Origin of the sequence: Enterobacter hormaechei ATCC 49162 (assembly GCF_001875655.1) — a bacterium.
Lineage (GTDB): Bacteria > Pseudomonadota > Gammaproteobacteria > Enterobacterales > Enterobacteriaceae > Enterobacter > Enterobacter hormaechei.
Map to the genome: position 1 here is coordinate 673,985 of NZ_MKEQ01000002.1, position 24,923 is coordinate 698,907.

Below are 24,923 nucleotides of genomic sequence, written 5' to 3' on the forward strand. Positions count from 1 at the left end.
AAAAAAGCTTTTCGTTCCGGCTCAGGAAGTGCCGCCACTATAGGTATTTGCTGGTAGTTCCTCAACGGACAAATTATAATGGCTCAGATAAAAAAAACTAATAGGTTAAACGTTGTTTCCTATATGTTAAATCTCGTTAACATCTAAGCCAGATAACCATGTCCAAGCGATTGCCACCCCTAAATGCATTACGTGTTTTTGATGCAGCAGCACGCCACCTCAGCTTCACCCGCGCAGCCGATGAGCTTTTTGTGACACAGGCCGCAGTAAGTCATCAAATCAAGTCTCTGGAGGATTTTCTGGGGCTTAAGCTGTTTCGTCGACGCAACCGTTCGCTGCTGCTGACTGAAGAGGGGCAGAGCTATTTTCAGGATATTAAAGAGATTTTTTCCCAGCTGACGGAAGCCACTCGCAAACTTCAGGCCCGGAGTGCAAAAGGTGCCCTGACTGTCAGTTTATTGCCCAGTTTTGCCATTCAGTGGCTGGTGCCGAGACTCTCAAGCTTTAACTCAACTTATCCGGGAATCGATGTCCGAATCCAGGCGGTGGACCGTCAGGAAGACAAGCTGGCGGATGATGTGGACGTGGCGATTTTTTATGGTCGTGGTAACTGGCCAGGCTTGCGTGTTGAGAAATTATACGCAGAATATCTGTTGCCGGTCTGTTCACCGCTGCTGCTGACGGGGGATAAAGCGCTCAAAACGCCCGCCGATCTGGCGCAACATACGCTTTTACACGATGCCTCGCGTCGCGACTGGCAAACTTATACCCGCCAGCTAGGTCTTAATCATATAAACGTGCAGCAGGGGCCGATTTTTAGCCACAGCGCGATGGTGCTACAGGCCGCCATTCACGGGCAGGGCGTGGCGTTGGCAAACAACGTGATGGCGCAGTCCGAAATTGAGGCAGGCCGTCTGGTTTGCCCATTTAACGATGTACTGGTCAGCAAGAATGCATTTTATCTGGTTTGTCATGACAGTCAGGCAGAACTGGGTAAAATAGCCGCTTTCCGGCAGTGGATACTGGCAAAAGCGGCAAGCGAGCAAGAAAAATTCCGCTTCAGGTATGAACAATAACGTTTGTGTGCCGGGCACGCATCAATTCAGGACTTAAACATGACCAGCCGATTCATGCTGATTTTCGCCGCGGTGAGTGGCTTTATTTTTGTAGCTCTGGGCGCGTTTGGCGCGCATGTCTTAAGCAAGTCTTTGGGCGTTGTGGAGATGGGCTGGATCCAGACCGGCCTTGAATATCAGGCGTTCCACACGCTGGCTATTTTTGGGCTGGCGGTAGCGATGCAGCGCCGCATCAGTATCTGGTTTTACTGGAGCAGCGTCTTTCTGGCGCTGGGTACCGTACTGTTCAGCGGCAGCCTCTACTGTCTGGCGCTGTCGCATTTACGCCTGTGGGCGTTTGTTACACCCGTCGGCGGCGTCAGCTTCCTGGCGGGTTGGGTTTTAATGTTTATCGGAGCTATCCGTCTGAAACGCAAGGGCGTTGTTCATGAATAAGGTTGTTTTATATTGTCGCCCGGGGTTTGAGAAAGAGTGCGCCGCGGAAATCACCGATAAAGCGGCGAAGCGTGAGGTCTTCGGATTTGCTCGCGTCAAAGAGAACGCGGGCTATGTGGTATTTGAATGCTATCAGCCTGATGATGCCGACAAGCTGGCGCGCGAGTTGCCGTTCAGCTCATTGATTTTCGCTCGCCAGATGTTTGTCGCGGGCGAACTGCTGAAAGATCTCCCGCCGGAAGATCGCATCACGCCGATTGTGGGCATGCTGCAAGGCGTGGTGGAGAAGGGCGGCGATTTGCGCGTGGAAGTGGCCGACACCAACGAAAGCAAAGAGCTGATGAAGTTCTGCCGTAAGTTCACCGTGCCGCTGCGCGCGGCGCTACGTGATGCGGGTGTACTGACAAACTACGAAACGCCAAAGCGCCCGGTCGTGCATATCTTCTTTATTGCGCCAGGATGCTGCTACGCAGGCTACTCGTATACCACCAATAACTCGCCGTTCTTTATGGGGATCCCGCGTCTGCGCTTCCCGGCAGATGCGCCGAGCCGTTCAACCCTCAAGCTGGAAGAGGCGTTCCACGTCTTTATCCCGGCGGACGAGTGGGACGAACGTCTGGCAAACGGCATGTATGCCGTCGACCTTGGCGCGTGCCCGGGCGGCTGGACCTATCAGCTGGTGAAACGCAACATGTGGGTTTCGTCCGTGGATAACGGCCCGATGGCGCAAAGCCTGATGGACACCGGGCAGGTCACCTGGCTGCGTGAGGATGGCTTCCGCTATCGCCCGAACCGCAACAACATCTCCTGGATGGTGTGCGACATGGTAGAGAAACCGGCGAAAGTCGCGGCGCTGATGGCCTCCTGGCTGGTGAACGGCTGGTGCCGTGAGACGATTTTCAACCTCAAGCTGCCGATGAAAAAGCGCTACGAAGAGGTGTCGCAGAACCTGGCCTATATTCAGCAGCAGCTGGACGAACACGGGATTAACGCGGAAATCCAGGCGCGTCAGCTGTATCACGACCGTGAAGAAGTGACGGTGCATATCCGTCGCTGGTGGGCGGCTGTGGGTGGACGTCGCGACGAGCGATAGTCCCCTCACCCTAACCCCCAATGGGAGAGGGGACTGCTCCGTGCGGTCTTTTCCCCCTCGCCCCTTTGGGGTGAGGGGGATCTTAACGCTCTAACCTTAACTGCTGCAAATTCCCGTCCAGCTGTAAATCCGTCTGTAGCGTCGCCACCTCGCGGCAGATAAACGCCATCTCTTTATGCGCCTCCAGCTTCTTGCGCCATTTTTCCGGCACTTCATCAAGCCTGGCGTAAATGCCTTCCAGATCCTGAAACTCCGTCAGCAACTGAGCGGCACTTTTGGGGCCAATACCGGCGACTCCCGGTACTTTAGAGCTGCTGATCCCTGCCAGCCCCCAGTAATCGGGCAGTTGCTCAGGCGATACGCCAAACTCGCTGGCAATAAATGGCGCGTCCAGCCAGCGTTTTTGAAAGTAGTCGCGGATGCGGATCGTTGGAGAGAGCAGCTGGCAGTAGCCTTTGTCGGTTGAAACGATAGTCGCCTGATGCCCGGCGCCCGCGACTTTCACCGCCAGCGTTGCGGCTAAATCGTCAGCTTCATTACCGTGCGCGCCCCAGCACGGAACGCCGCGCTGCTCAAAGGCCGCGCGGATAACGGGCATTTCGGCGTGCAGATCGTCCGGCATTGGCGCACGTCCGGCTTTGTAGTCGGGCAGGCGCTGGTGCCGCCAGCCGGTATTGCGTGCTTCATCGTCGAATACGGCAACAGCGTGGGTGGGTTCGCTATGGCGAATGAGCTGTTCCAGCGCGTGTAAACAGGTGTCCTTGCAGGGGGTGCCCTGTACCGCATGAATACGGCGAATCAGGTTAAGTGCATCGACGATAAGCAAATGAACGGCCACAGATAATCTCCCTTCTGTTTAATGGGGGAAGGGTAACACTGAGCCCAGCATGAAACTATCAATGGTGGGGAAAACAGGAAGAAGCCTCGCAAAACGAGGCTTCCTGAAAGGCTCAATCGCAGGTGACGATCTTCATCGCCAGACCACCGCGGGAGGTTTCGCGGTATTTGGCGTTCATGTCTTTACCTGTTTCGTACATGGTTTCGATAACCTTGTCGAGGCAGACGCGCGGTTCACTGGTACGACGCAGCGCCATACGTGCCGCGTTCACCGCTTTCACAGAGGCGATGGCGTTACGCTCGATGCAGGGCACCTGGACCTGTCCGCCGACCGGATCGCAGGTCAGCCCCAGGTTATGTTCCATGCCGATTTCCGCCGCAATACAGACCTGAGCAGGGCTTGCGCCCAGCAGTTCGGCGAGACCCGCCGCCGCCATTGAACAGGCTACGCCCACTTCACCCTGGCAGCCCACTTCCGCGCCGGAAATCGAGGCGTTCATCTTGTACAGTGAGCCAATCGCACTGGCGACCAGCAGATAGCGTGCCAGTGAGTTTGCGTTCACTTCACGGATAAACTTGTCGTAATACGCCAGGACCGCCGGAACAATCCCGCACGCCCCGTTGGTTGGCGCGGTGACGACACGGCCACCCGCGGCGTTCTCTTCGTTCACCGCCAGCGCGAACATGTTGATCCAGTCCACTACCGCCATCGGGTCGGTGGTCGTTTTATCGGTACTCACCAACATACGGCGCAGCGCCGCTGCACGACGCGGTACGCGCAGTTTACCCGGCAGCACCCCTTCGGTGGTGATCCCGCGCTCAATGCCGCTGCGCATCACTTCCCAGACGTTAGCAAAGTGCTGTTCCAGCTCCTCTTTGCTGTGCAGGGCCAGCTCGTTTTTCATCATCAGGCCGGAGAGAGAAAGGCCTGTCTCGTGGCAGTGTCGCTGTAAGTCGGCCGCGTTTTTGTACGGGTACGGCACATCAACGGTGGAATTGCTGCTTTGACCAAAATGGTCCTCGTCGACGATAAACCCGCCGCCGATGGAGTAATACGTCTGGCTGTAAACCGCTTTATCGCCAGCCAGCGCGGTAATGCGCATGCCATTCTCGTGCAGCGACAGGTTATCCGCATGGAAATTCATGCAGTGGTCAACCGGGAATTCAACCTCATGCTCGCCGTTCGCCAGCAGCAAACGACCGTGGGTGTTTACGTCCTGGATAAAGGCAGGAATTGCATCAATATCAACGGTATCTGGCAGATTCCCCGCCAGCCCCATGATAATGGCAATATCGGTATGGTGGCCTTTACCGGTCAGGGAAAGGGAACCGTATACATCGACAACCACGCGGGTGATGTCGTGCAAAATGCCGCGTGCAATCAAGTCATCCGTGAATTGTTTACCGGCTTTCATTGGTCCGACGGTGTGAGAGCTGGAAGGACCAATACCGATTTTGAAGATATCGAATACGCTAATCATGATGCGTCCATTGCTTCAGTCAGAGGGGAGAAGTGCGCCGTCCGCAGACGGCGCAGGAGGTATTAGCTGAACAGCGAGTAGAAAATAGCGGAGATGGCAATCAGACCCATCACAACAACAAACACGTTGCTGACATGGCCACTGTATTTACGCATCGCAGGCACTTTCTGAATCGCGTACATCGGCATCAGGAACAGGATCATCGCGATAATCGGGCCGCCCAGGGTTTCAATCATACCCAGAATGCTTGGGTTCAGAGTCGCTACCGCCCAGGTGGTCACCAGCATGAACAGCGCAGTGATTTTGTTCAGACGATTGATTTCAATGCTCTTGCCTTTACCGCGCAGAGATTTAATCACCATACCGTTGAAGCCTTCACGCGCGCCCAGGTAGTGGCCCAGGAAGGATTTGGTGATAGCGATAATCGCGATGATCGGTGCCATCCACGCAATCAGCGGTGCGTTAAAGTGGTTGGCCAGGTAAGACAGAATCGAGATGTTCTGCTCTTTCGCCGCCGCCAGATCCGCCGGGGAGAGGCTCAGCACGCAGCTGAACACGAAGAACATTACGGTCAGGACCATCATGATGTGCGCGCGAGCCAGGATGCTGGAGCACTTCTTCTCTGCGCCATTGCCGTACTCTTCACGCTTCGCCACCGCGAAGGAAGAGATGATTGGCGAGTGGTTGAAGGAGAACACCATTACCGGGATCGCCAGCCACAGGGTCAGCAGCAGGCCGTTGCCGGTCGCGGATGCGCTGCTCAGAGACAGGGTTTCCAGCGCTGCGCCGTTCCACTGTGGGATCAGGTACAGAGCCAGCACCATCAGAGCCGCCACAAACGGGAACACCAGCACGCTCATCGCTTTCACAATCATCTGCTCGCCGAAGCGCACGATGGTCATCATACCGACGATCAGGATCAGAGACAGAATCGCACGCGGCGGCGGGGTCATCTGAAGCTGGTGCATCATGAAGCTTTCAACGGTGTTAGTGATAGCGACGCTATAAACCAGCAGAATCGGGTAAATCGCGAAGAAGTAGAGCAGGGTAATCAGCTTACCTGCGCCGACGCCGAAGTGTTCTTCAACGACTTCAGTGATGTCTTCGCCCGGATTTTTACCGGACAGCACGAAGCGGGTCAGACCGCGGTGTGCAAAGAAGGTCATCGGGAAGGCGATGATGGCCATGATGATCAGCGGGATCAGACCGCCGACACCTGCGTTGATAGGAAGGAACAGTACACCAGCGCCGATTGCTGTGCCGTACAGGCCAAGCATCCACATGGTATCCGTTTTGCGCCAACCGCTTCGGGATTCAATCGAAGCAACGGTGCTGGTTTGAGTGGTTTCCATCTGTATCTCCTGGAGGAAGCAAATTGTCAGGTTTTTAGTCAAATCCGATGAAAAAGTGCCTGACGGTAATATGAAATTCGTTCAGTGACGGTTTTTTAATAATTTTTGCCCGTAACTATTGGCGGGCGGAAAGATACATTCTAGTTATGAATCTATCAGTGATCGCGATCCCAAATGCAATAATCCACTTATGATGTGGGTATCTTTAGACCATTTATCTGTTAAAAAAACATCAAAGAGAATTTACGGGCGCGAAGGCTACCATTAACGACATGTTTTAGAAAAGGTGGCCCCGCGAGATAGGTGTCTTTCGCTGTAAAGAAATGGGATTTTAGGATTTTCTGGCGGGTAATTTCGATTAAGGCTGATTATTTATGGTTTCAAAAACGAGGTAATCGTTTGCGCTGGCGTCAGATTTGTTAATACCATTGAAGAACGCTATGAATTGCATCACGAATAAAAAAGCCGGATAACGATCCGGCCTGGGAGGAGGGAAAGGACCCGTTACTTGATGATTTCGTAACACGGAATATAGGCAGAGCCAGGAAGCTTCATGCGGTGCTGGGCGACAAAGCCCTGCAACATGTCATCCATGCGGCGCATCATCTCCGGGTCACCGTGGATCTTATACGGCCCGAACTCCTCAATTGCACGGATCCCTACCTCTTTCACGTTCCCCGCCACGATGCCAGAGAAGGCGCGACGCAGGTCGGCTGCCAGCACTTCTACCGGCTGATCCGGATAGAGTTTGAGGTTCGCCATGTTCTCATGCGACGGTTCGAAGGGGATCTGGAGGTCCGGTGCGATACGGATGGACCAGTTAAAGCTGTAGGCATCCCCGGTATCACGACGGTTCTCTTTCACCAGCGGCATCGCTTTTTTCATCTGACGGGCCACTTCTGCGGCATCGTCAATGATAATGCGGTAGTGACGGCGCGCGTCTTCGCCCAGCGTATGCACGATAAACTCGTCCAGCACGCGGAAGTAGTCGGCGCTCTCTTTCGGGCCGGTCAGGATCAACGGCAGAACCTGATCTTTGTTGGCCGGGTTCATCAGGATCCCCAGCAGATAAAGCAGCTCTTCCGCCGTCCCCACGCCGCCCGGGAAGATGATGATGCCGTGCGCGATACGGACAAACGCCTCAAGACGTTTTTCGATATCCGGCATAATAATCAGTTCGTTAACCAGCGGGTTAGGCGGCTCAGCGGCGATGATCGACGGCTCGGTCATGCCAATAAAACGGCCTTCTTTATAGCGTTGCTGCGCGTGTCCTACTGCCGCGCCTTTCATTGGCGCTTCCATCGCGCCAGGACCGCAACCGGTACAGATATTCAGTTCGCGCAGGCCAAGCTGCGTCCCCACGCGGCGGGCATACAGGTATTCGGTTTCGTTAATGGAGTGACCACCCCAGCAGACGACCATGTTCGGCGCTTCGCCCACGTGCAGGGCGCGGGCGTTACGCAGAATGGAGAAGACCAGGTTGGTGATATGAACGGAACTTTCCAGGTCAAGATGTTGAAAACGACCGGCGTTGCTGATCTGCCCGTTAACGAACAGGATGTCGCGCAGCACGGCAAACAGGTTGGCCTGAAGTGAGCGGATAATACGCCCGTCGACAAACGCCTCTTCCGGCGGGTTGATCACTTCCAGCTTCACCCCGCGCTCGCGGCGCAGCACGTTGATATCAAAACTTTCGAAGCGGGACAGCAGCTCTTTACTGTTGTCGGTCAGGCTTCCGGAGTTCAGTACGGCAAGTGAACAGTTACGAAACAGTTGATAAAGGTCACTACTGGCAGTGCGTTTAAGCATGTCCACTTCCAGCTGCGACAACATATCCATAGAGCCAAGCGGGCTAATATGTGTAATCAAGTGAGCTCCTTACGGGACGATTATCGTCTTTCCCTGTTGATTACAATAGCCCTGGCTTATGACGTTTCACAACACTTCGGGCGGAATACCGCCCGCATATTGTGAAAATATTTATCTTACTGGCGCACCAGCCGTCCGGTGGCAGGCACAAAATCGGTATTGGTGCGCCACGGGTTAATGTCCAGGCCGCCGCGACGGGTATAGCGGGCGTAAACGCTCAGCTTTTCGGGCTGGCAGAAACGCTGGATGTCATTGAAGATGCGTTCCACGCACTGCTCGTGGAATTCGTTGTGATGACGGAAAGACACCAGGTAACGCAGCAGCTTTTCACGGTCAATTTTTGGGCCGCGATACTGAATTTGCACCGAGCCCCAGTCCGGCTGATGAGTGATAAGGCAGTTGGATTTCAGCAGATGGCTGACCAGCGTCTCGTCGACCACTTTTCCGCCCGCCGCGTTTTCCAGGCAGTCAGTGCTAAATTCATAGCTCTCCACTTCGATGTCCTGATCGTCGATGCAGGTGCCGTGGAAATGGGCGATGGGCTGTCCTTCCAGCTCATGCAGACGGTATAACGAGACGGTCACGTTCCCCTGCGCGCACGCGCTTAAATCACGCTCAAGCGTCTGTTGTACCTCGTCCCAGCTGTTAAATTTGGTCTGGTTAAAGCTGTTGAGATAGAGCTTAAAGCTCTTGGATTCGACCAGATTTACGCTGGCGTAATCCAGCTCGACGTGGCCCACGGCCACCTGCGGCAGACCGCGCGCATTCAGCCAGGAGAGTTCGTACAGCGTCCAGATGTCGCCGCCGACAAACGGCAGCGCGTCAGCGTGCAGGCCGAGCGGATCGCGGTTCAGACTGCGCGGCACGCCCTGCAACAGGCTTGCATCGTAGGTGTCGCGGTAATCGGTCGATTTACCCAGCGTTAAGCCCGTTAACGCCTGATGATTTTCGTAAGACATGTTTCATAGCCACTTTACAGGTACACTTATGGGCTGAGTTTATCCTGTCTTACAAGAAGAGAGAAATCGGTGGATATCGAAACTGCAAATGCCCTGACGTCCTTCACGACCCGCTACTGCGATGCCTGGCATGAAAAGCGGGGGACGTGGCCACAAAGTACTGATTTATATGGCGTGCCGTCACCGTGCATTATCGCTTCGCAGGATGATTACGTAATCTGGCAACCGAAACCGTTCACGGGCGAGCAGAATGTAAATGCGGTTGAACGCGCAATGGACATTGTGGTACAACCTGCGCTTCATGCATTTTATACCACGCAGTTTGCCGGGGATATGACGGCATGTTTTGCACGACAGCCGCTGACGCTGCTGCAAACCTGGAGCGAAGACGATCTTCAACGCGTTCAGGAAAACCTCATTGGTCACCTGGTCACGCAAAAACGCCTTAAGCTCTCTCCGACTCTCTTTATTGCGACGCTCGACAGTGAACTGGACGTCATTTCTGTCTGCAACCTGTCTGGTGAGGTCATTAAAGAGACGCTCGGCACCCGCAATCGCGACGTTCTCGCACCTTCACTTGCGGATTTCCTTACCCAACTTGAGCCGCTTCTGTAATCCATTATGCTACAGAGCGTGTGAGAGATCTCTTACACGCTCTGTGAGACATCACTGAAACAATTAGCATTGTCTTAGGAATTTCAGATTAATATTAACTTCTCTTTCAATGGGTTAGTGTTTTTCTGAAAGAAGATCTCCCGTTTCGCCTGGCTTACATTGCTCACAAGGTGGGTTGTAAGACGAGGCAGAATAGCGGATTCTATCTGTGTCGACAGGATGCCGACACGAGAAACGAACATCAGGATGATGACGTTTCTTACCAGGAACACGTCAGGACGACGCCGCAGGAAGGCTTCAGGATGAGGCAAAGAGGATCACGCAGGATGCGTAAGGGACACCTCCAGGAAGGAGAACGAGAGCCGGTCAGGATGGTCGGTGGGTCAGGATGGCCAGGACGTTTCAGGATGAAACCTACACATCAGGATGATGTGAGCAGGATGCAAAAGGTAAAGGGATGACCGGGCCTTCGGGCATCAGGAAAAGTTGTCACGGATGAGCAGGGAGCACGTATTGTAGCTGGAATGCTGCGAAACGAACCGGGAGCACTGTTTTTACAGTGCTCCCTTTTTTTATTTCTGTCTTCCGCAATGCTATGCTTCGCGCCATTCCGTTTTTCAGTTGAGGTATATATGTCGCATCACGATAGCGTTCGTGCGCAGTTGCACGCCATCGAAGCCCTTATGCGCCAGCATCAGCTGTGGCAGGATAACGCGCCGCAGCCAGAAGCGTTCGCCAGCACCCAACCGTTTTGTCTGGATACGCTGGCCCCGTTCGAGTGGCTCCAGTGGGTCTTAATTCCGCGTATGCACGCGCTGCTGGAAGGTGGCCACGCGTTGCCCGCGTCTTTTGCCGTCTCTCCCTATTACGAAATGGCGCTGGAAGCGACCCATCCGGCGCGCGCGATGATGCTGGTGGAGCTGGAAAAGCTGGATGCGCTTTTCGCCGGTGACGATGCATGACGCTTGAGATCCTTTATCAGGATGAGTGGTTAGTGGCGGTGAATAAACCGTCCGGCTGGCTGGTGCACCGAAGCTGGCTCGATCGCGATGAGAAAGTGGTGGTCATGCAGACCGTGCGCGATCAAATCGGTCAGCACGTCTTTACCGCCCACCGTCTGGATCGGCCCACCTCCGGCGTTCTGCTGATGGGGCTTTCCAGTGAGGCCGGGCGCCTGCTGGCGCAGCAGTTTGAACAGCACCAGATCCAGAAACGCTATCACGCCATTGTGCGTGGATGGCTGACAGACGCCGCCACGCTTGATTATCCCCTGGTGGAGGAGCTGGATAAAATTGCCGATAAATTTGCCCGCGAAGATAAAGGCCCGCAGCCTGCGGTAACCGACTATCGCGGTATGGCGACCACAGAACTGCCGGTGGCGACCAGCAAATTCCCGACCACGCGATACAGTCTGGTTGAGCTTTTGCCCAAAACCGGACGCAAGCACCAGCTTCGCCGTCACCTTGCGCACCTGCGCCACCCGATTATCGGCGACAGTAAGCATGGCGATTTGCGCCAGAACCGCAGCGCGGCAGCGCATTTTGGCTGCAACCGGCTGATGCTGCACGCCAGCGAGCTGACCCTGACGCACCCGTTTACCGGCGAACCGCTGATGATCCGCGCGGGGCTGGATGAGGTCTGGATGCAGGCGCTGTCACAGTTTGGCTGGCTGGGACAACTCCCCGAAAATGAAAGGGTTGAGTTTGCCGCAGGCAACGTTCAGGATGAACAGCAAACGCAATAATGACGGGAGCAAAGCATGGCTGAAGTAGGCATTTTTGTCGGCACGATGTACGGCAACTCGCTGCTGGTGGCGGAGGAGGCGGAAGCAATCCTCGTAAATCAGGGCCATAAAGCAACGGTGTATGAAGACCCGGAGCTGGCAGACTGGGAAAAATATAAAGATAAATACATTCTGGTGGTGACCTCCACCACCGGGCAGGGCGATCTTCCGGACAGCATTGCCCCGCTTTTCCAGGGCATTAAAGACCAGCTTGGCTATCAGCCAGATGTTCACTACGGCATCATTGCCCTCGGTGATAGCTCTTACGCTAACTTCTGCGGCGGCGGTAAGCAGTTCGACGCGCTGTTGCAGGAGCAGAGCGCCCAGCGCGTCGGGGAGATGTTGCTGATTGATGCGGGCGAGCACCCGGAGCCAGAAAGCGAGTCGAACCCGTGGGTGGAGAACTGGGCCACACTTCTCAAATAACATTCTGCCCGGCGGCGCTTCGCTTGCGCGGGCCTACGGGTCTTTCAGGCCGGGTAAGGCGAAGCCGCCACCCGGCATCGAAACCGCACTAAATCCTCAATTCCGTGAAGTATCTTCCACCACTTTGGGCTTATGCCCCAAACCACGTTCCCCACACCCTTCAATGTTGTGTTCCTGCACGGTGAGAGAACCTGTCACTCCTTCATATACTTTTCCCGTCACTATAAAACGGCTTCTGGCCGTACCAAAACCAAACACAAATCTCTCATTCTGATTACCCTACAGGTGCTGTACAGAATGAACCAGGCGAAAGCTATGTTTCAGGAGTGCCACAATGAGTACATTAAGCCACGCGGCGAGCAGCGCTGAGAAGCGCACCAACGCTCGCTACTGGATAGTGGTGATGCTGTTTATCGTCACCTCTTTCAACTACGGCGACCGCGCCACGTTGTCCATTGCCGGCTCTGAGATGGCAAAGGACATCGGACTTGACCCGGTGGGTATGGGTTATGTTTTCTCCGCATTTTCATGGGCCTACGTAATCGGCCAAATCCCTGGCGGCTGGCTGCTGGACCGCTTTGGTTCAAAACGGGTCTATTTCTGGTCCATTTTTATCTGGTCGATGTTTACCCTCTTACAGGGCTTCGTGGATATCTTCAGCGGCTTCGGCATCATCATTGCTCTCTTTACCCTCCGCTTCCTGGTGGGCTTAGCGGAAGCGCCATCCTTCCCTGGCAACAGCCGCATTGTGGCCGCCTGGTTCCCGGCGCAGGAGAGGGGAACGGCGGTCGCGATCTTTAACTCGGCGCAGTACTTTGCGACGGTGATTTTCGCACCCATCATGGGCTGGCTGACGCACGAAGTGGGCTGGTCACACGTCTTCTTCTTCATGGGTGGGCTGGGGATCGTCATCAGCTTCATCTGGCTGAAAGTGATCCACGAACCAAACCAGCATCCGGGCGTGAACAAGAAAGAGCTGGACTACATTGCTGAAGGTGGGGCGCTGATCAACATGGATCAGAAAACCCAGAAAGTAAAAGTCCCGTTCAGCCAGAAATGGGCGCAGATCAAACAGCTCGTTGGCACACGGATGATGATCGGTATCTATCTCGGCCAGTACTGCATCAACGCCTTAACCTACTTCTTCATCACCTGGTTCCCGGTTTACCTAGTGCAGGCGCGTGGGATGTCGATTCTGAAGGCGGGGTTTGTCGCCTCCGTGCCGGCCATCTGCGGCTTCGTGGGCGGGGTGCTTGGCGGGGTCATCTCCGACTGGCTGATGCGTCGTACCGGTTCGCTGAATATCGCGCGTAAAACGCCAATCGTGCTCGGCATGCTGCTCTCCATGACCATGGTGTTCTGTAACTACGTCAACGCGGAGTGGATGATTATCGGTTTCATGGCGATGGCCTTCTTCGGTAAAGGCATTGGCGCGCTGGGCTGGGCAGTCATGGCGGATACCGCGCCGAAAGAGATCAGCGGTCTGAGCGGCGGTCTGTTCAACATGTTTGGCAACATTTCCGGCATTGTCACGCCAATCGCTATCGGTTACATCGTCGGCACCACCGGCTCCTTCAATGGTGCGCTGATTTATGTAGGCGTCCATGCGCTGGTGGCGGTACTCAGTTACCTGGTGCTGGTGGGTGACATCAAACGTATCGAACTGAAACCTGTTGTGGAGCGCGGATGATGACGACGCAATCAAGCCCGATCGTGACGGAGATGAAGGTCATCCCGGTTGCGGGGCAGGATAGCATGCTGCTCAACATTGGTGGCGCGCATAATGCCTGGTTTACCCGCAACATCGTGGTACTGACCGACAGCGCAGGGAATACAGGCGTCGGGGAAGCGCCTGGCGGAGAGGTGATTTACCAGACGCTGGTCGACGCCATCCCGCAGGTGGTTGGGCAGGAAGTGGCCCGCCTGAACAAAGTGGTTCAGCGAGTACATAAGGGCAACCAGTCGGCGGATTTTGATACCTTCGGAAAAGGCGCCTGGACCTTTGAACTGCGCGTTAACGCGGTGGCAGCGCTGGAGGCGGCTCTCCTCGATTTACTCGGCAAGGCGCTGAACGTGCCGGTCTGCGAACTGCTGGGGCCGGGCAAACAGCGTGATGCGGTAACGGTGCTGGGCTATCTGTTCTATGTTGGCGACCGGACTAAAACCGATCTGCCGTATCTGGAACGTTCACCGGGCAGCCATGAGTGGTATCACCTGCGTCATCAGGAGGCGCTCTCTGGCGAGGCGGTGGTGCGTCTGGCAGAGGCGGCGCAGGATCGCTACGGCTTTAAAGACTTCAAGCTGAAAGGCGGCGTTCTGCCAGGCGAGCAGGAGATTGACAGCGTGCGCGCGTTGAAAAAACGCTTCCCGGAGGCGCGCATCACCGTCGATCCGAACGGCGCATGGCTGCTGGATGAAGCTATCACGCTGTGCAAAGGGCTGGGCGATGTGCTGACCTACGCGGAAGATCCGTGCGGCGCAGAGCAGGGCTTCTCGGGCCGGGAGGTGATGGCGGAGTTCCGCCGCGCCACCGGGCTGCCGGTCGCAACCAACATGATCGCCACCAACTGGCGTGAAATGGGCCATGCGGTAATGCTGAATGCGGTGGACATTCCGCTGGCGGACCCGCACTTCTGGACCCTTTCCGGCGCGGTGCGCGTGGCGCAGCTGTGCGATGAGTTTGGCCTGACCTGGGGCTGCCACTCCAATAACCATTTTGACATTTCGCTGGCGATGTTTACCCACGTTGGCGCAGCGGCGCCGGGCAACCCGACCGCCATCGATACGCACTGGATCTGGCAGGAAGGCGAAGCGCGCCTGACCAAAAATCCACTTGAAATCAAAAACGGCAAAATTGCCGTACCGGATGCGCCGGGGCTGGGCGTGGAGCTTGACTGGGATCAGATCCACAAGGCGCATGAAGCGTATAAAAAACTGCCGGGCGGCGCGCGCAACGACGCAGGCCCGATGCAGTACCTTATCCCCGGCTGGACATTTGACCGTAAGCGCCCTGTATTTGGACGTCACTGATAAAAGGATCGAACGATGAGCACATTTTCTACCCCTGTAGTCACCTCCATGCAGATCATTCCTGTCGCGGGGCATGACAGCATGCTGATGAACCTGAGCGGCGCCCATGCGCCGTTCTTCACCCGTAATATCGTGGTGATCAAGGACAACTCAGGGCATACCGGTGTCGGTGAAATCCCGGGTGGGGAGAAGATCCGTAAAACGCTGGAGGACGCCATTCCGCTGGTGGTGGGTAAAACGCTGGGCGAGTACAAAAATGTGCTGACAAGCGTGCGTACTACCTTTGCCGATCGTGATGCGGGCGGTCGTGGCCTGCAAACGTTTGATCTGCGCACCACTATCCACGTGGTCACGGGCATTGAAGCCGCGATGCTGGATCTGTTAGGCCAGCATCTGGGCGTCAATGTCGCCTCCCTGCTGGGAGACGGTCAACAGCGCAGCGAAGTGGAAATGCTCGGCTACCTGTTCTTTATCGGCAACCGCAAACTCACCCCGCTGCCGTACCAGAGCCAGCCGGACGAAAAATGCGACTGGTATCGTGTGCGTCACGATGAAGCGATGACCCCGGACGCGGTGGTGCGCCTGGCGGAAGCCGCGTATGAAAAATATGGCTTTAATGACTTCAAGCTGAAAGGCGGTGTGCTGGCGGGTGAAGAAGAGGCAGAGGCGATCGCCGCGCTGGCGAAGCGCTTCCCGCAGGCGCGCGTCACGCTGGATCCGAACGGTGCCTGGTCGCTTGATGAGGCGATCAAAATCGGTAAGCAGCTTAAAGGCGTGCTGGCCTACGCGGAAGATCCGTGCGGTGCAGAGCAGGGCTTCTCCGGCCGGGAAGTGATGGCGGAGTTCCGTCGCGCCACCGGTCTGCCGACCGCCACGAACATGATCGCGACCGACTGGCGTCAGATGGGGCATACGCTCTCGCTGCAATCGGTGGATATCCCGCTGGCAGACCCGCACTTCTGGACGATGCAAGGCTCGGTTCGCGTGGCGCAGATGTGTCATGAGTTTGGCCTGACCTGGGGCTCGCACTCCAATAACCACTTCGATATCTCGCTGGCGATGTTCACCCATGTGGCGGCTGCTGCGCCGGGCAACATTACCGCCATCGACACCCACTGGATCTGGCAGGAGGGCAACCAGCGCCTGACCAAACAGCCGTTTGAAATCAAAGGCGGCATGGTGCAGGTGCCTGCCACGCCGGGTCTGGGTGTTGAGCTGGATATGGATCAGGTCATGAAAGCGCACGAGCTGTATCAGAAACACGGTCTGGGTGCGCGTGATGACGCCCTGGCGATGCAATACCTGATCCCAGAGTGGACATTCGACAATAAACGTCCGTGCATGGTACGATAAGCGCATTGGGACCGCTCCCACGAGTGGTCCCTTACGTGGTGTATGCTTAACGTAACTAACATGCGTAAGGATGGCTTATGAAAATTGTTATCGCTCCGGACTCGTATAAGGAAAGCTTGAGCGCGCTGGAGGTAGCGACAGCGATAGAGGTCGGTTTTCGCGACATTTTCCCGTCAGCGGACTATGTTAAATTACCGGTTGCCGATGGTGGCGAAGGGACGGTGGAAGCAATGGTAGCCGCCACGCATGGGCGTCTTGTCCATGTTCCCGTTACCGGGCCTTTGGGTGAACGCGTGGAAGGGTTTTTCGGGTTATCCGGAGACGGGAAAAGCGCCTTTATCGAGATGGCGGCAGCGAGCGGTCTGGAGCTTGTTGCTCCCGCAAAGCGTAATCCGTTAATCACCACCTCGTGGGGGACCGGAGAACTCATCCGTCATGCGCTGGATGCAGGCGTTAAGCATATCATTATTGGTATTGGAGGCAGCGCGACCAATGACGGTGGCGCAGGCATGGTGCAGGCGCTGGGCGTAAAACTGCTTGATGCGAAAGCGCAGCCCGTTGGGCCGGGCGGCGGCGAACTAGCAGGTCTTGCGCATATCGATCTTAGCGGGCTGGATAAGCGACTGGCAGACTGTCGAATTGAAGTGGCCTGCGATGTGACCAATCCCCTGATCGGTGAGACTGGCGCTTCTGCGGTATTCGGTCCGCAGAAAGGGGCGACGCCGGAGATGGTCAGAACGCTGGACGACGCGCTTGCGCATTATGCAAAAATTATCGCCCGGGATCTGGATATTAACGTCTTAAACCTGGCGGGCGGCGGTGCGGCTGGCGGCATGGGGGCGGCGCTGTATGCATTTTGCGGCGCACAGCTCCGTCAGGGAATTGAAATTGTCACCGATGCCCTGCATCTCGATGAACAGGTCGCAGACGCCGATCTGGTGATCACGGGCGAAGGGCGTATTGACAGCCAGACGATCCACGGCAAGGTGCCCGTTGGCGTAGCGAGAGTCGCGAAACGCTATAACAAACCGGTTATCGGCATTGCCGGCAGCCTGACGGCGGATGTTGGCGTGGTGCATGAGCACGGACTGGATGCCGTATTCAGTGTGATTTACACCATCTGCTCGCTGGAAGATGCGCTGGAAAATGCGCAACAGAATGTGCAGATGGCTGCAAGGAATATTGCGGCGGTGATAAAGATGGGGCAGGGGATGTCCCGTTAACGTTCGTGCTCCTGTAGGCCCGGTAAGCGAAGCGCCACCGGGCTTTGTCTTAGCTCCCCAGCACCTTCATTGCTTCCCGCGTCACGTTGTCCATCTCGTCCAGTAGCTCCAGGAACTCCGGTTCGAGATCGGATTCTGGCGTACCCGCACGGAGCTGCTGTTCAAGCAGCTGGCAGAGGTTTTTCAGCCGCGGTACGCCGCTGTAGCCGCAGCTGCCGTGCAGTTTATGAATGGCTTCCAGCAGTCCTTCAGGGTTTTCACCCACCAGCTGTTCTTCAACCTTGTTACGAATCTCAGGCAGGAAGTCCACCAGCATTTGCAGCATATCGCGGGCCAGATCGGGTTTGCCCGCCGCCTGCCGCAGCGCCAGTTGCCAGTCAAACGTGGCATTCTGGTTTACGCTAATTTCCGGCGCTTCAGCTGTAATGGTGTATGTCCCGCCAATGTGACCCGGCTTGTAGCGCAGCAGCAGGCTGTGCAGCTTCTCTTCGTCGATCGGTTTCGCCAGATAATCGTTCATGCCCGCACCCAGCAGTTTCTCTTTTTGTCCCGCCATCGCGTGCGCCGTCACGGCAATCACCGGCGTCTGCTGCTGGTGCGGAAGCTGACGAATCAATTCACAGGCGCGGATGCCATCCATCCCCGGCATCTGAATATCCATCAGGATCAGGTCGAACTGCATCTGTTTGGCTTGCTCGACGGCTTCGGCACCGCTGGTACACAGCTCCACGTGTTGAACCTGATCCTCAAGCAGCACGCCAATCAGCTTCAGGTTCGCCGGGTTATCGTCCACGGCCATCACCGTCATCGGCAGCTTATGTTCGTCGTTCTCCAGCGGCAGGGACTGATGCGTCAGACGGCAATATTCGGTCAACGCAGGTAACAGCCGTGTGGCGGTGAGCGGTTTCAGCAGACACGCCGCCGCCCCGTCGTTTTTCAGCTCTTCGGCGTTGATTTGGGCGTGGCACGGCAGCGCCAGCAGCAGGTAGTCCGTCATTGAGGCCGCTTTTGCCAGGCGTTCCTGCTGCATGGTCAGTTCTCCGGTAAACGTCACCGGAATACCCAACAACAGGATATCGTAATGGTCGTTCGCCAGCGCGGAGAAGGTCGGGCTGTAGACGACCTCCAGCGGCGTACTGCTTAATACATCCAGCGTACACTGTGCCGCAGCAGCGTTCGGTTCCACATAGGCCAGACGCATCCCTTTCAGGCAGCCGGTGACCGGACCGTCGGTCTGCACGTTCGGGTTAAGATCAAGATTGATATGGAACCAGAAGGTTGAGCCTCGGTTAGGCTGGCTGTGGAAGGAGATATCGCCGCCCATCTCTTTCACCAGCTTTTGGGTGATCACCAGCCCCAGGCCCGTTCCGCCGTGACGACGGGAAATGCTCGCATCGGCCTGGCGGAAAGCCTGGAACAGACGCGTCTGATCGCGCTCCGGAATACCAATGCCGGTATCCCGGATCTGCACTTCAATCTGGACTTTGTTATTACTTAGCGACCTTTTTTCGACCAGAATGTCAATGTTGCCGCTTTCGGTGAACTTAATGGCGTTACCCACCAGATTGGTAATGACCTGTTGCAGGCGTAGCGGGTCGCCAATGACGTTATCCGGCACATCATTTTTAATATTGAGCGTCAGTTCCAGACCCTTATCATGCGATGAGTGGGCAAGAAGCGTGACCACGTCATCCAGCGTGCTGCGCAGCGGGAAGGGGATACTCTCCAGAATCAGCTTGCCCGCTTCCAGCTTCGAGAAGTCCAGTACGTCGTTAATAATGGTCAACAGGTTGTTGGCCGATCGTTCAATGGTATGCAGGTGGTCACGCTGGGTCGGGTTCAGCTCGCTTTTAAGCGTCAGGCGGGTAAAGCCAATCACGCCGTTCAGCGGCGTTCGCAGCTCGTGAGACATGTTCGCCAGGAACTCAGACTTAATACGTGCCGCCTCCTGCGCACGTTTTTTCGCCAGATCCAGCTCCACGTTCTGGATCTCCATCTGTTCCAGCGTTTCGCGCAGGTCAGAGGTGGCCTGATCAACGTTGTGCTGCATCTCTTCGTGATAAGCCGCCAGCGACATCGCCATTGAGTTGATGCCGTTTTTCAGCATATCCAGCTCGCCGAGCATAAAGCCTTCCACACGGCTGTCGAGCTGACCCCGGCGGATCCGGTCAACGGTATTCACCATGTTGCGGATAGGCCCCGTGACGTCGCGCATCAGACGCCAGCCGAAGATCAGCGCGATGCCGATACAGAACAGCATCATCACGCCGGAGATGAAAATTTCTTTGTACTGCTGGAGCCGCACCGACTTGAGATCCAGCTCCAGTGCCACATATCCCAGCATATTATTGCTGGACTTCGCATCAGACTGGGCGGATTCATCGGGTGAATAGCTTTCGGAGATAATCGGCGTGCGCAGGATCATGATATCGCCGCGCCGCAGCACCGTCAGATGGCGCGGGAAGGGGGTACCTTCCGGAATTTTCAGCGACGTGGGATCCAGATGGAAATTGGAGGTAACGAACAGGCGGTTATGCTCATCGTAAACGGAAATGGCGCGCACGATCTCAGAATGACGGCGGTGCAGCACGCTGATTAACTGACCAATGGATTCACGGTTTTGCAGGTTCATGCCGTACTCGCTGGAGACGGCCAGCGGTTCGATTATGCTGGCCCCGGCATCTTCAAGCTGTCTCTGCAAATCGTTATAGCGATGCACCACAAAGAAAATGCTCAGCAGCAAACCGATGAGAACGGTAGGAGCGAGGATCAAAATCATCATGCGCGCGCGCAGGCTGTAGTTGGTCATGGAGTTCCGTTATGGGACAATCAGGCTAATTATGTTTATTTGAGAACAATCTCGGCGATGGCGCAATTCTACTCTGCAAAACGACGCGTGACGACGCGTCAGATCATAACTGTTGAAGCCACTGACCTCGATCCCTTTGGACAGGGGGTGGCGCGTCACAAGGGTAAGACACTGTTTATCACAGGTTTGCTGCCAGGAGAACGTGCAGATATTACGCTGACGGAAGACAAACGTCAGTATGCGCGCGGCCAGGTCAAGCGCCGTCTTAATGATAGCCCGGAGCGCGTGACGCCTCGCTGTCCCCATTTTGGCGTCTGTGGGGGCTGTCAGCAACAGCATGCCAGCACAGAATTACAGCAAAAAAGTAAAAGCAGCGCGCTGGCCCGCCTGGTCGGTCACGACGTTAATGACATTATTGCCGATCGGCCCTGGGGCTACCGTCGCCGCGCTCGCCTGAGCCTCAGCTACCAGCCAAAAACCGAGCGGCTGGAGATGGGTTTTCGCAAAGCTGGCGCCAGCGATATCGTCTCCATTACGCAGTGCCCTGTTTTGGTGCCCCATCTTGAGGCGTTACTCCCGGACGTGCACCACTGTCTTGCATCGCTGGATGGGGTGCGTTCGCTGGGCCATGTCGAACTGGTGCAGGCCAACAGTGGCCCGCTGATGGTGCTGCGCCACACCGCGCCGCTGTCAAAGGCAGATCGCGAAAAACTGGAACGCTTTTCGCATTCTCATGAGCTGGCGCTTTTCCTCGCGCCGCAAAGCGAGATACTTGAGCAGGTCACCGGAGAAGCGCCCTGGTATGCGTCAGACGGGCTACGCTTAACGTTCAGCCCGCGGGATTTTATCCAGGTTAACGACGGCGTGAACCAGCAAATGGTGGCGAACGCGCTGGCGTGGCTGGACGTACAGCCTGTCGATCGGGTGCTCGATCTGTTCTGCGGTATGGGGAACTTTACCCTGCCGCTGGCCCGTAAAGCAGCAAGCGTGGTCGGGGTGGAAGGCGTTGAGGCGCTGGTGGCGAAAGGCCAGGAGAACGCCCGGCAGAACGGCTTGCAAAATGTGACATTCTTTCATCAGAATCTTGAGGATGATGTTACGCAGCAACCGTGGGCTAAGCAGGGCTTTGATAAGATCCTGCTCGATCCGGCGCGCGCAGGTGCGCCGGGCGTGATGCAGCATATAATTAAACTCGCGCCTGAACGCGTGGTCTATGTTTCCTGTAACCCGGCGACGCTCGCCCGTGACAGCGAAGCATTATTGAGCGGGGGTTACCAGATTCGGCGTCTGGCAATGCTGGACATGTTCCCGCACACTGGACATCTGGAATCGATGGTGTTGTTCGAGCACATCTAATGAGTTTGGCTTGTCGACTTCGACAGGCCCTTGTCCCTAAAGGAGAGGACGATGGTTGCGGTAAGAAGTGCACATTTAAATAAAGCTGGTGAGTTTGACCCTCAAAAATGGATCGCAAGTCTGGGGATTTCCAGCCAGCAGTCGTGTGAACGCTTAACCGAAACCTGGGCCTATTGTTTACGCACAACGCAGGGGCATCCGGATGCGGAACTGCTGTTGTGGCGCGGCGTGGAGATGGTTGAAATTCTCTCCATGCTGAACATGGACATCGAAACGCTACAGGCCGCACTGTTGTTCCCGCTGGCGGACGCCGACGTGGTGACGGAAGACGTGCTGCGTGAAAGCGTCGGCCAGTCCGTTGTGGCGCTCATCCACGGCGTGCGTGACATGGCCGCCATCCGACAGCTCAAAGCCGCGCAAACGGATTCTGTCTCTTCCGAGCAGGTGGATAACGTCCGTCGTATGCTGCTGGCGATGGTGGATGATTTCCGCTGCGTGGTTATCAAGCTGGCCGAACGGGTTGCCCATCTGCGCGAAGTGAAGGATGCGCCGGAAGACGAGCGCGTCCTGGCCGCCAAAGAGTGTACGAATATCTATGCGCCGCTGGCGAACCGTCTCGGTATCGGGCAACTGAAGTGGGAGCTGGAAGATTACTGCTTCCGCTACCTGCATCCGGCGGAATACAAACGCATCGCAAAACTGCTGCACGAACGCCGCATTGACCGTGAGCACTATATCGAGGAATTCGTCAGCGGGCTGCGCCAGTCGATGAAAGAGGAGAATGTGCGCGCTGAGGTTTACGGGCGTCCGAAGCACATCTACAGCATCTGGCGCAAAATGCAGAAGAAACATCTCGCCTTTGACGAGCTGTTTGACGTGCGCGCCGTGCGTATCGTGGCGGAGCGTCTCCAGGACTGCTACGCCGCGCTGGGGATAGTACATACTCACTTCCGCCATCTGCCGGATGAGTTCGATGACTACGTCGCGAACCCGAAGCCGAATGGCTATCAGTCTATTCATACCGTGGTGCTCGGCCCTGGCGGCAAAACGGTGGAAATTCAGATCCGTACCAAACAGATGCACGAAGACGCCGAGCTGGGCGTGGCGGCGCACTGGAAATATAAAGAGGGGACCTCCGGCGGCGGTCGCTCGGGTCACGAGGATCGTATCGCCTGGCTGCGTAAGCTGATTGCGTGGCAGGAAGAGATGGCTGACTCTGGCGAAATGCTCGACGAAGTGCGCAGTCAGGTCTTTGACGATCGCGTCTACGTCTTTACCCCGAAAGGGGATGTGGTTGATCTGCCGGCAGGCTCCACGCCGCTCGATTTCGCTTACCACATCCACAGCGATGTGGGACACCGTTGCATCGGGGCGAAGATTGGCGGACGTATCGTACCGTTTACCTACCAGCTACAGATGGGCGACCAGATTGAAATCATCACCCAGAAGCAGCCAAACCCAAGCCGCGACTGGCTGAATCCGAACCTCGGTTACGTCACCACCAGCCGTGGGCGCTCAAAAATTCACGCCTGGTTCCGTAAGCAGGATCGTGACAAGAATATCCTTGCCGGTCGCCAGATCCTTGACGACGAGCTGGAGCATATCGGGATTAGCCTGAAAGAGGCGGAGAAATTCCTGCTGCCGCGCTACAACTTCAACGAGCTGGACGAACTGCTGGCGGCGATTGGCGGTGGCGATATCCGTCTGAATCAGATGGTGAATTTCCTGCAAGCGCAGTTTAATAAGCCAAGCGCGGCAGAGCAGGATGCGGCAGCGCTGAAGCAGCTACAGCAGAAAACCTACGCTCCGCAGCAGCGCAGCAAGGACAATGGCCGCGTGGTGGTCGAAGGGGTGGGTAACCTCATGCACCATATTGCCCGCTGCTGCCAGCCGATCCCGGGGGACGATATTGTCGGCTTTATTACCCAGGGGCGCGGGATCTCGATTCACCGCTCCGACTGTGATCAGCTTGCAGAGCTGCAATCGCATGCGCCGGAACGTATCGTGGAAGCCGTCTGGGGGGAGAGCTACTCGGCGGGTTACTCGCTGGTGGTGCGCGTCACTGCCAACGACCGCAGCGGCCTGCTGCGCGACATCACCACGATTCTCGCTAACGAGAAGGTCAACGTGCTGGGCGTTGCCAGCCGCAGCGATACCCGGGAGCAGCTTGCCACCATCGATATGACTATCGAAATCTATAACCTTCAGGTGCTGGGCCGCGTACTCGGCAAACTGAACCAGGTGCCGGATGTGATTGACGCGCGTCGTCTGCACGGCGGCTAAACATCCTCTTCTTTAGGCCGGGTAAGGCAATGCCGCCACCCGGCATTTTGACATCAGGACAGAACTATGACTCAAATCGAGCGCCTGCTCGGCATCATGAAACGCCTGCGCGACCCGGAAAACGGCTGCCCGTGGGACAAAGAGCAGACTTTCGCCACCATCGCGCCTTACACCCTTGAAGAGACCTACGAAGTGCTGGACGCGATTTCGCGCGAAGATTTCGACGACCTGCGCGGTGAATTGGGCGACCTGCTGTTCCAGGTGGTGTTCTACGCCCAGATGGCGCAGGAAGAGGGGCGCTTTAATTTTGACGATATCTGCGCCGCTATCAGCGACAAGCTGGAGCGTCGTCATCCGCATATCTTTGGCGATGCCAGCGCAGGCAACAGTGCGGAAGTGCTGGCACGCTGGGAGCAGATCAAAAGCGCCGAGCGCGCTGAAAAATCCCAGCACTCGGCGCTGGACGATATCCCCCTTAACCTTCCCGCGCTGATGCGTGCCCACAAAATTCAAAAGCGCTGCTCGGCGGTAGGGTTTGACTGGACCTCTCTCGGTCCGGTGCTGGAAAAAGTGCACGAAGAGATCGACGAAGTGATGCATGAAGCGCAGCAGGCCGTTGTGGATGAAGCAAAACTGGAAGAGGAGATGGGCGATCTGCTCTTTGCGACCGTCAACCTTTCGCGCCACCTCGGTGTAAAAGCGGAAACCGCTCTGCAAAAAGCGAACATCAAATTCGAACGTCGCTTCCGTGAAGTGGAGCGGATTGTGGCCTCGCGCGGCCTGGAAATGAGCGGGATTGACCTCGACGCGATGGAAGAAGTCTGGCAGGAAGTAAAACGCCAGGAACATGATCTCTAACGAAATTTTGCGATCAAGCGCAATTTGTGTGATTTTTTAAATGACAAGCGCTTGATTTGCGTCAAAAACATTTACCCAAAAGGGG

The 24,923-nt window shown here is 56.1% G+C and carries 20 protein-coding genes; 14 read left to right on the forward strand and 6 right to left on the reverse strand.

Annotated features, from left to right (window positions below; genetic code table 11):
- The first annotated feature begins 158 nt into the window (after window positions 1–158).
- The 3 genes from gcvA to rlmM are packed head-to-tail and all read left to right on the forward strand — an operon-like array spanning window position 159 to window position 2,604.
- Window positions 159–1,076 (forward strand): glycine cleavage system transcriptional regulator GcvA, encoded by a 918-nt coding sequence (gene gcvA, locus BH712_RS22340; protein ID WP_003862758.1) that lies wholly within the window; start codon window positions 159–161, stop codon window positions 1,074–1,076.
- 39 nt (window positions 1,077–1,115) lie between these two features.
- Window positions 1,116–1,511 carry a DUF423 domain-containing protein gene (locus BH712_RS22345; protein WP_003862756.1) on the forward strand — a complete coding sequence of 132 codons (396 nt, stop codon included), beginning with the start codon at window positions 1,116–1,118 and terminating at the stop codon, window positions 1,509–1,511.
- Window positions 1,504–2,604: a 23S rRNA (cytidine(2498)-2'-O)-methyltransferase RlmM gene (rlmM, locus tag BH712_RS22350; protein WP_006811801.1), complete on the forward strand. Its 1,101-nt coding sequence runs from the start codon at window positions 1,504–1,506 to the stop codon at window positions 2,602–2,604. The genes BH712_RS22345 and rlmM overlap by 8 nt, the downstream gene beginning before the upstream one ends.
- An 82-nt stretch (window positions 2,605–2,686) precedes the next feature.
- On the opposite strand, the gene xni is transcribed toward rlmM, so the two are convergent.
- The 5 genes from xni to queF form a co-directional block, all read right to left on the reverse strand.
- The gene (xni, locus tag BH712_RS22355; protein ID WP_006811800.1) at window positions 2,687–3,442 is read right to left on the reverse strand and encodes a flap endonuclease Xni; all 756 of its coding nucleotides are present in this window, start codon (window positions 3,440–3,442) and stop codon (window positions 2,687–2,689) included.
- 112 nt (window positions 3,443–3,554) lie between these two features.
- The gene (locus tag BH712_RS22360; protein WP_006811799.1) at window positions 3,555–4,922 is read right to left on the reverse strand and encodes an L-serine ammonia-lyase; all 1,368 of its coding nucleotides are present in this window, start codon (window positions 4,920–4,922) and stop codon (window positions 3,555–3,557) included.
- Between the two features lie 62 nt (window positions 4,923–4,984).
- Entirely contained in the window at window positions 4,985–6,274 is a 1,290-nt protein-coding gene (locus tag BH712_RS22365; RefSeq protein ID WP_032674027.1) for an HAAAP family serine/threonine permease, read from the reverse strand.
- 504 nt (window positions 6,275–6,778) lie between these two features.
- Window positions 6,779–8,143, reverse strand: a complete 1,365-nt coding sequence (ppnN, locus tag BH712_RS22370; protein ID WP_006811797.1) for a nucleotide 5'-monophosphate nucleosidase PpnN — start codon at window positions 8,141–8,143, stop codon at window positions 6,779–6,781.
- 116 nt (window positions 8,144–8,259) lie between these two features.
- Window positions 8,260–9,102, reverse strand: coding sequence for an NADPH-dependent 7-cyano-7-deazaguanine reductase QueF (gene queF, locus BH712_RS22375; protein WP_006811796.1), 843 nt, complete (start codon window positions 9,100–9,102; stop codon window positions 8,260–8,262).
- Window positions 9,103–9,171: 69 nt separating this feature from the next.
- On the opposite strand from queF, the gene syd reads away from it, so the two are divergent.
- The 8 genes from syd (at window position 9,172) to BH712_RS22420 (ending at window position 17,532) form a co-directional block, all read left to right on the forward strand.
- Window positions 9,172–9,717, forward strand: a complete 546-nt coding sequence (gene syd, locus BH712_RS22380) for a SecY-interacting protein (protein ID WP_006811795.1) — start codon at window positions 9,172–9,174, stop codon at window positions 9,715–9,717.
- Between the two features lie 632 nt (window positions 9,718–10,349).
- Window positions 10,350–10,679 carry a YqcC family protein gene (locus BH712_RS22385; RefSeq protein WP_006811794.1) on the forward strand — a complete coding sequence of 110 codons (330 nt, stop codon included), beginning with the start codon at window positions 10,350–10,352 and terminating at the stop codon, window positions 10,677–10,679.
- Entirely contained in the window at window positions 10,676–11,461 is a 786-nt protein-coding gene (gene truC, locus BH712_RS22390; protein ID WP_006811793.1) for a tRNA pseudouridine(65) synthase TruC, read from the forward strand. Before BH712_RS22385 ends, truC begins: the two co-directional genes overlap by 4 nt.
- A gap of 15 nt (window positions 11,462–11,476) precedes the next feature.
- The gene (locus BH712_RS22395) at window positions 11,477–11,926 is read left to right on the forward strand and encodes a flavodoxin (RefSeq protein WP_006811792.1); all 450 of its coding nucleotides are present in this window, start codon (window positions 11,477–11,479) and stop codon (window positions 11,924–11,926) included.
- 334 nt (window positions 11,927–12,260) lie between these two features.
- Window positions 12,261–13,616 carry a galactarate/glucarate/glycerate transporter GudP gene (gene gudP, locus BH712_RS22405; protein WP_006811790.1) on the forward strand — a complete coding sequence of 452 codons (1,356 nt, stop codon included), beginning with the start codon at window positions 12,261–12,263 and terminating at the stop codon, window positions 13,614–13,616.
- Complete coding sequence (locus BH712_RS22410; RefSeq protein WP_032674141.1) at window positions 13,616–14,956, forward strand: enolase C-terminal domain-like protein; 1,341 nt, start codon at window positions 13,616–13,618, stop codon at window positions 14,954–14,956. The genes gudP and BH712_RS22410 overlap by 1 nt, the downstream gene beginning before the upstream one ends.
- A gap of 15 nt (window positions 14,957–14,971) precedes the next feature.
- Window positions 14,972–16,309, forward strand: coding sequence for a glucarate dehydratase (gudD, locus tag BH712_RS22415; RefSeq protein WP_006811788.1), 1,338 nt, complete (start codon window positions 14,972–14,974; stop codon window positions 16,307–16,309).
- Between the two features lie 77 nt (window positions 16,310–16,386).
- The gene (locus BH712_RS22420) at window positions 16,387–17,532 is read left to right on the forward strand and encodes a glycerate kinase (RefSeq protein ID WP_000706496.1); all 1,146 of its coding nucleotides are present in this window, start codon (window positions 16,387–16,389) and stop codon (window positions 17,530–17,532) included.
- 49 nt (window positions 17,533–17,581) lie between these two features.
- Here BH712_RS22420 and barA read toward each other — a convergent pair whose 3' ends face one another.
- The gene (gene barA, locus BH712_RS22425; protein ID WP_006811787.1) at window positions 17,582–20,341 is read right to left on the reverse strand and encodes a two-component sensor histidine kinase BarA; all 2,760 of its coding nucleotides are present in this window, start codon (window positions 20,339–20,341) and stop codon (window positions 17,582–17,584) included.
- A gap of 57 nt (window positions 20,342–20,398) precedes the next feature.
- On the opposite strand from barA, the gene rlmD reads away from it, so the two are divergent.
- From rlmD to mazG, 3 genes are all read left to right on the forward strand, one after another.
- On the forward strand, window positions 20,399–21,697 hold the full coding sequence (rlmD, locus tag BH712_RS22430; RefSeq protein WP_006811786.1) for a 23S rRNA (uracil(1939)-C(5))-methyltransferase RlmD: 1,299 nt from the start codon (window positions 20,399–20,401) through the stop codon (window positions 21,695–21,697).
- Between the two features lie 51 nt (window positions 21,698–21,748).
- On the forward strand, window positions 21,749–23,980 hold the full coding sequence (gene relA / locus BH712_RS22435; RefSeq protein WP_003862722.1) for a GTP diphosphokinase: 2,232 nt from the start codon (window positions 21,749–21,751) through the stop codon (window positions 23,978–23,980).
- Window positions 23,981–24,046: 66 nt separating this feature from the next.
- Window positions 24,047–24,838, forward strand: a complete 792-nt coding sequence (mazG, locus tag BH712_RS22440; protein WP_006811785.1) for a nucleoside triphosphate pyrophosphohydrolase — start codon at window positions 24,047–24,049, stop codon at window positions 24,836–24,838.
- Window positions 24,839–24,923: the final 85 nt, after the last annotated feature.

What these genes read in the sequence shown, in the direction of transcription:
- BH712_RS22395 (WP_006811792.1), top strand. Translation starts at nt 11,477, where the DNA reads ATGGCTGAAGTAGGCATTTTTGTCGGCACGATGTACGGCAACTCGCTG.
- queF (WP_006811796.1), bottom strand. Translation starts at nt 9,102, where the DNA reads ATGTCTTACGAAAATCATCAGGCGTTAACGGGCTTAACGCTGGGTAAA.
- gudP (WP_006811790.1), top strand. Translation starts at nt 12,261, where the DNA reads ATGAGTACATTAAGCCACGCGGCGAGCAGCGCTGAGAAGCGCACCAAC.
- BH712_RS22360 (WP_006811799.1), bottom strand. Translation starts at nt 4,922, where the DNA reads ATGATTAGCGTATTCGATATCTTCAAAATCGGTATTGGTCCTTCCAGC.
- BH712_RS22410 (WP_032674141.1), top strand. Translation starts at nt 13,616, where the DNA reads ATGACGACGCAATCAAGCCCGATCGTGACGGAGATGAAGGTCATCCCG.
- BH712_RS22420 (WP_000706496.1), top strand. Translation starts at nt 16,387, where the DNA reads ATGAAAATTGTTATCGCTCCGGACTCGTATAAGGAAAGCTTGAGCGCG.
- rlmD (WP_006811786.1), top strand. Translation starts at nt 20,399, where the DNA reads ATGGCGCAATTCTACTCTGCAAAACGACGCGTGACGACGCGTCAGATC.
- BH712_RS22365 (WP_032674027.1), bottom strand. Translation starts at nt 6,274, where the DNA reads ATGGAAACCACTCAAACCAGCACCGTTGCTTCGATTGAATCCCGAAGC.
- gcvA (WP_003862758.1), top strand. Translation starts at nt 159, where the DNA reads ATGTCCAAGCGATTGCCACCCCTAAATGCATTACGTGTTTTTGATGCA.
- BH712_RS22345 (WP_003862756.1), top strand. Translation starts at nt 1,116, where the DNA reads ATGACCAGCCGATTCATGCTGATTTTCGCCGCGGTGAGTGGCTTTATT.
- relA (WP_003862722.1), top strand. Translation starts at nt 21,749, where the DNA reads ATGGTTGCGGTAAGAAGTGCACATTTAAATAAAGCTGGTGAGTTTGAC.
- truC (WP_006811793.1), top strand. Translation starts at nt 10,676, where the DNA reads ATGACGCTTGAGATCCTTTATCAGGATGAGTGGTTAGTGGCGGTGAAT.
- BH712_RS22385 (WP_006811794.1), top strand. Translation starts at nt 10,350, where the DNA reads ATGTCGCATCACGATAGCGTTCGTGCGCAGTTGCACGCCATCGAAGCC.
- mazG (WP_006811785.1), top strand. Translation starts at nt 24,047, where the DNA reads ATGACTCAAATCGAGCGCCTGCTCGGCATCATGAAACGCCTGCGCGAC.
- rlmM (WP_006811801.1), top strand. Translation starts at nt 1,504, where the DNA reads ATGAATAAGGTTGTTTTATATTGTCGCCCGGGGTTTGAGAAAGAGTGC.
- gudD (WP_006811788.1), top strand. Translation starts at nt 14,972, where the DNA reads ATGAGCACATTTTCTACCCCTGTAGTCACCTCCATGCAGATCATTCCT.
- barA (WP_006811787.1), bottom strand. Translation starts at nt 20,341, where the DNA reads ATGACCAACTACAGCCTGCGCGCGCGCATGATGATTTTGATCCTCGCT.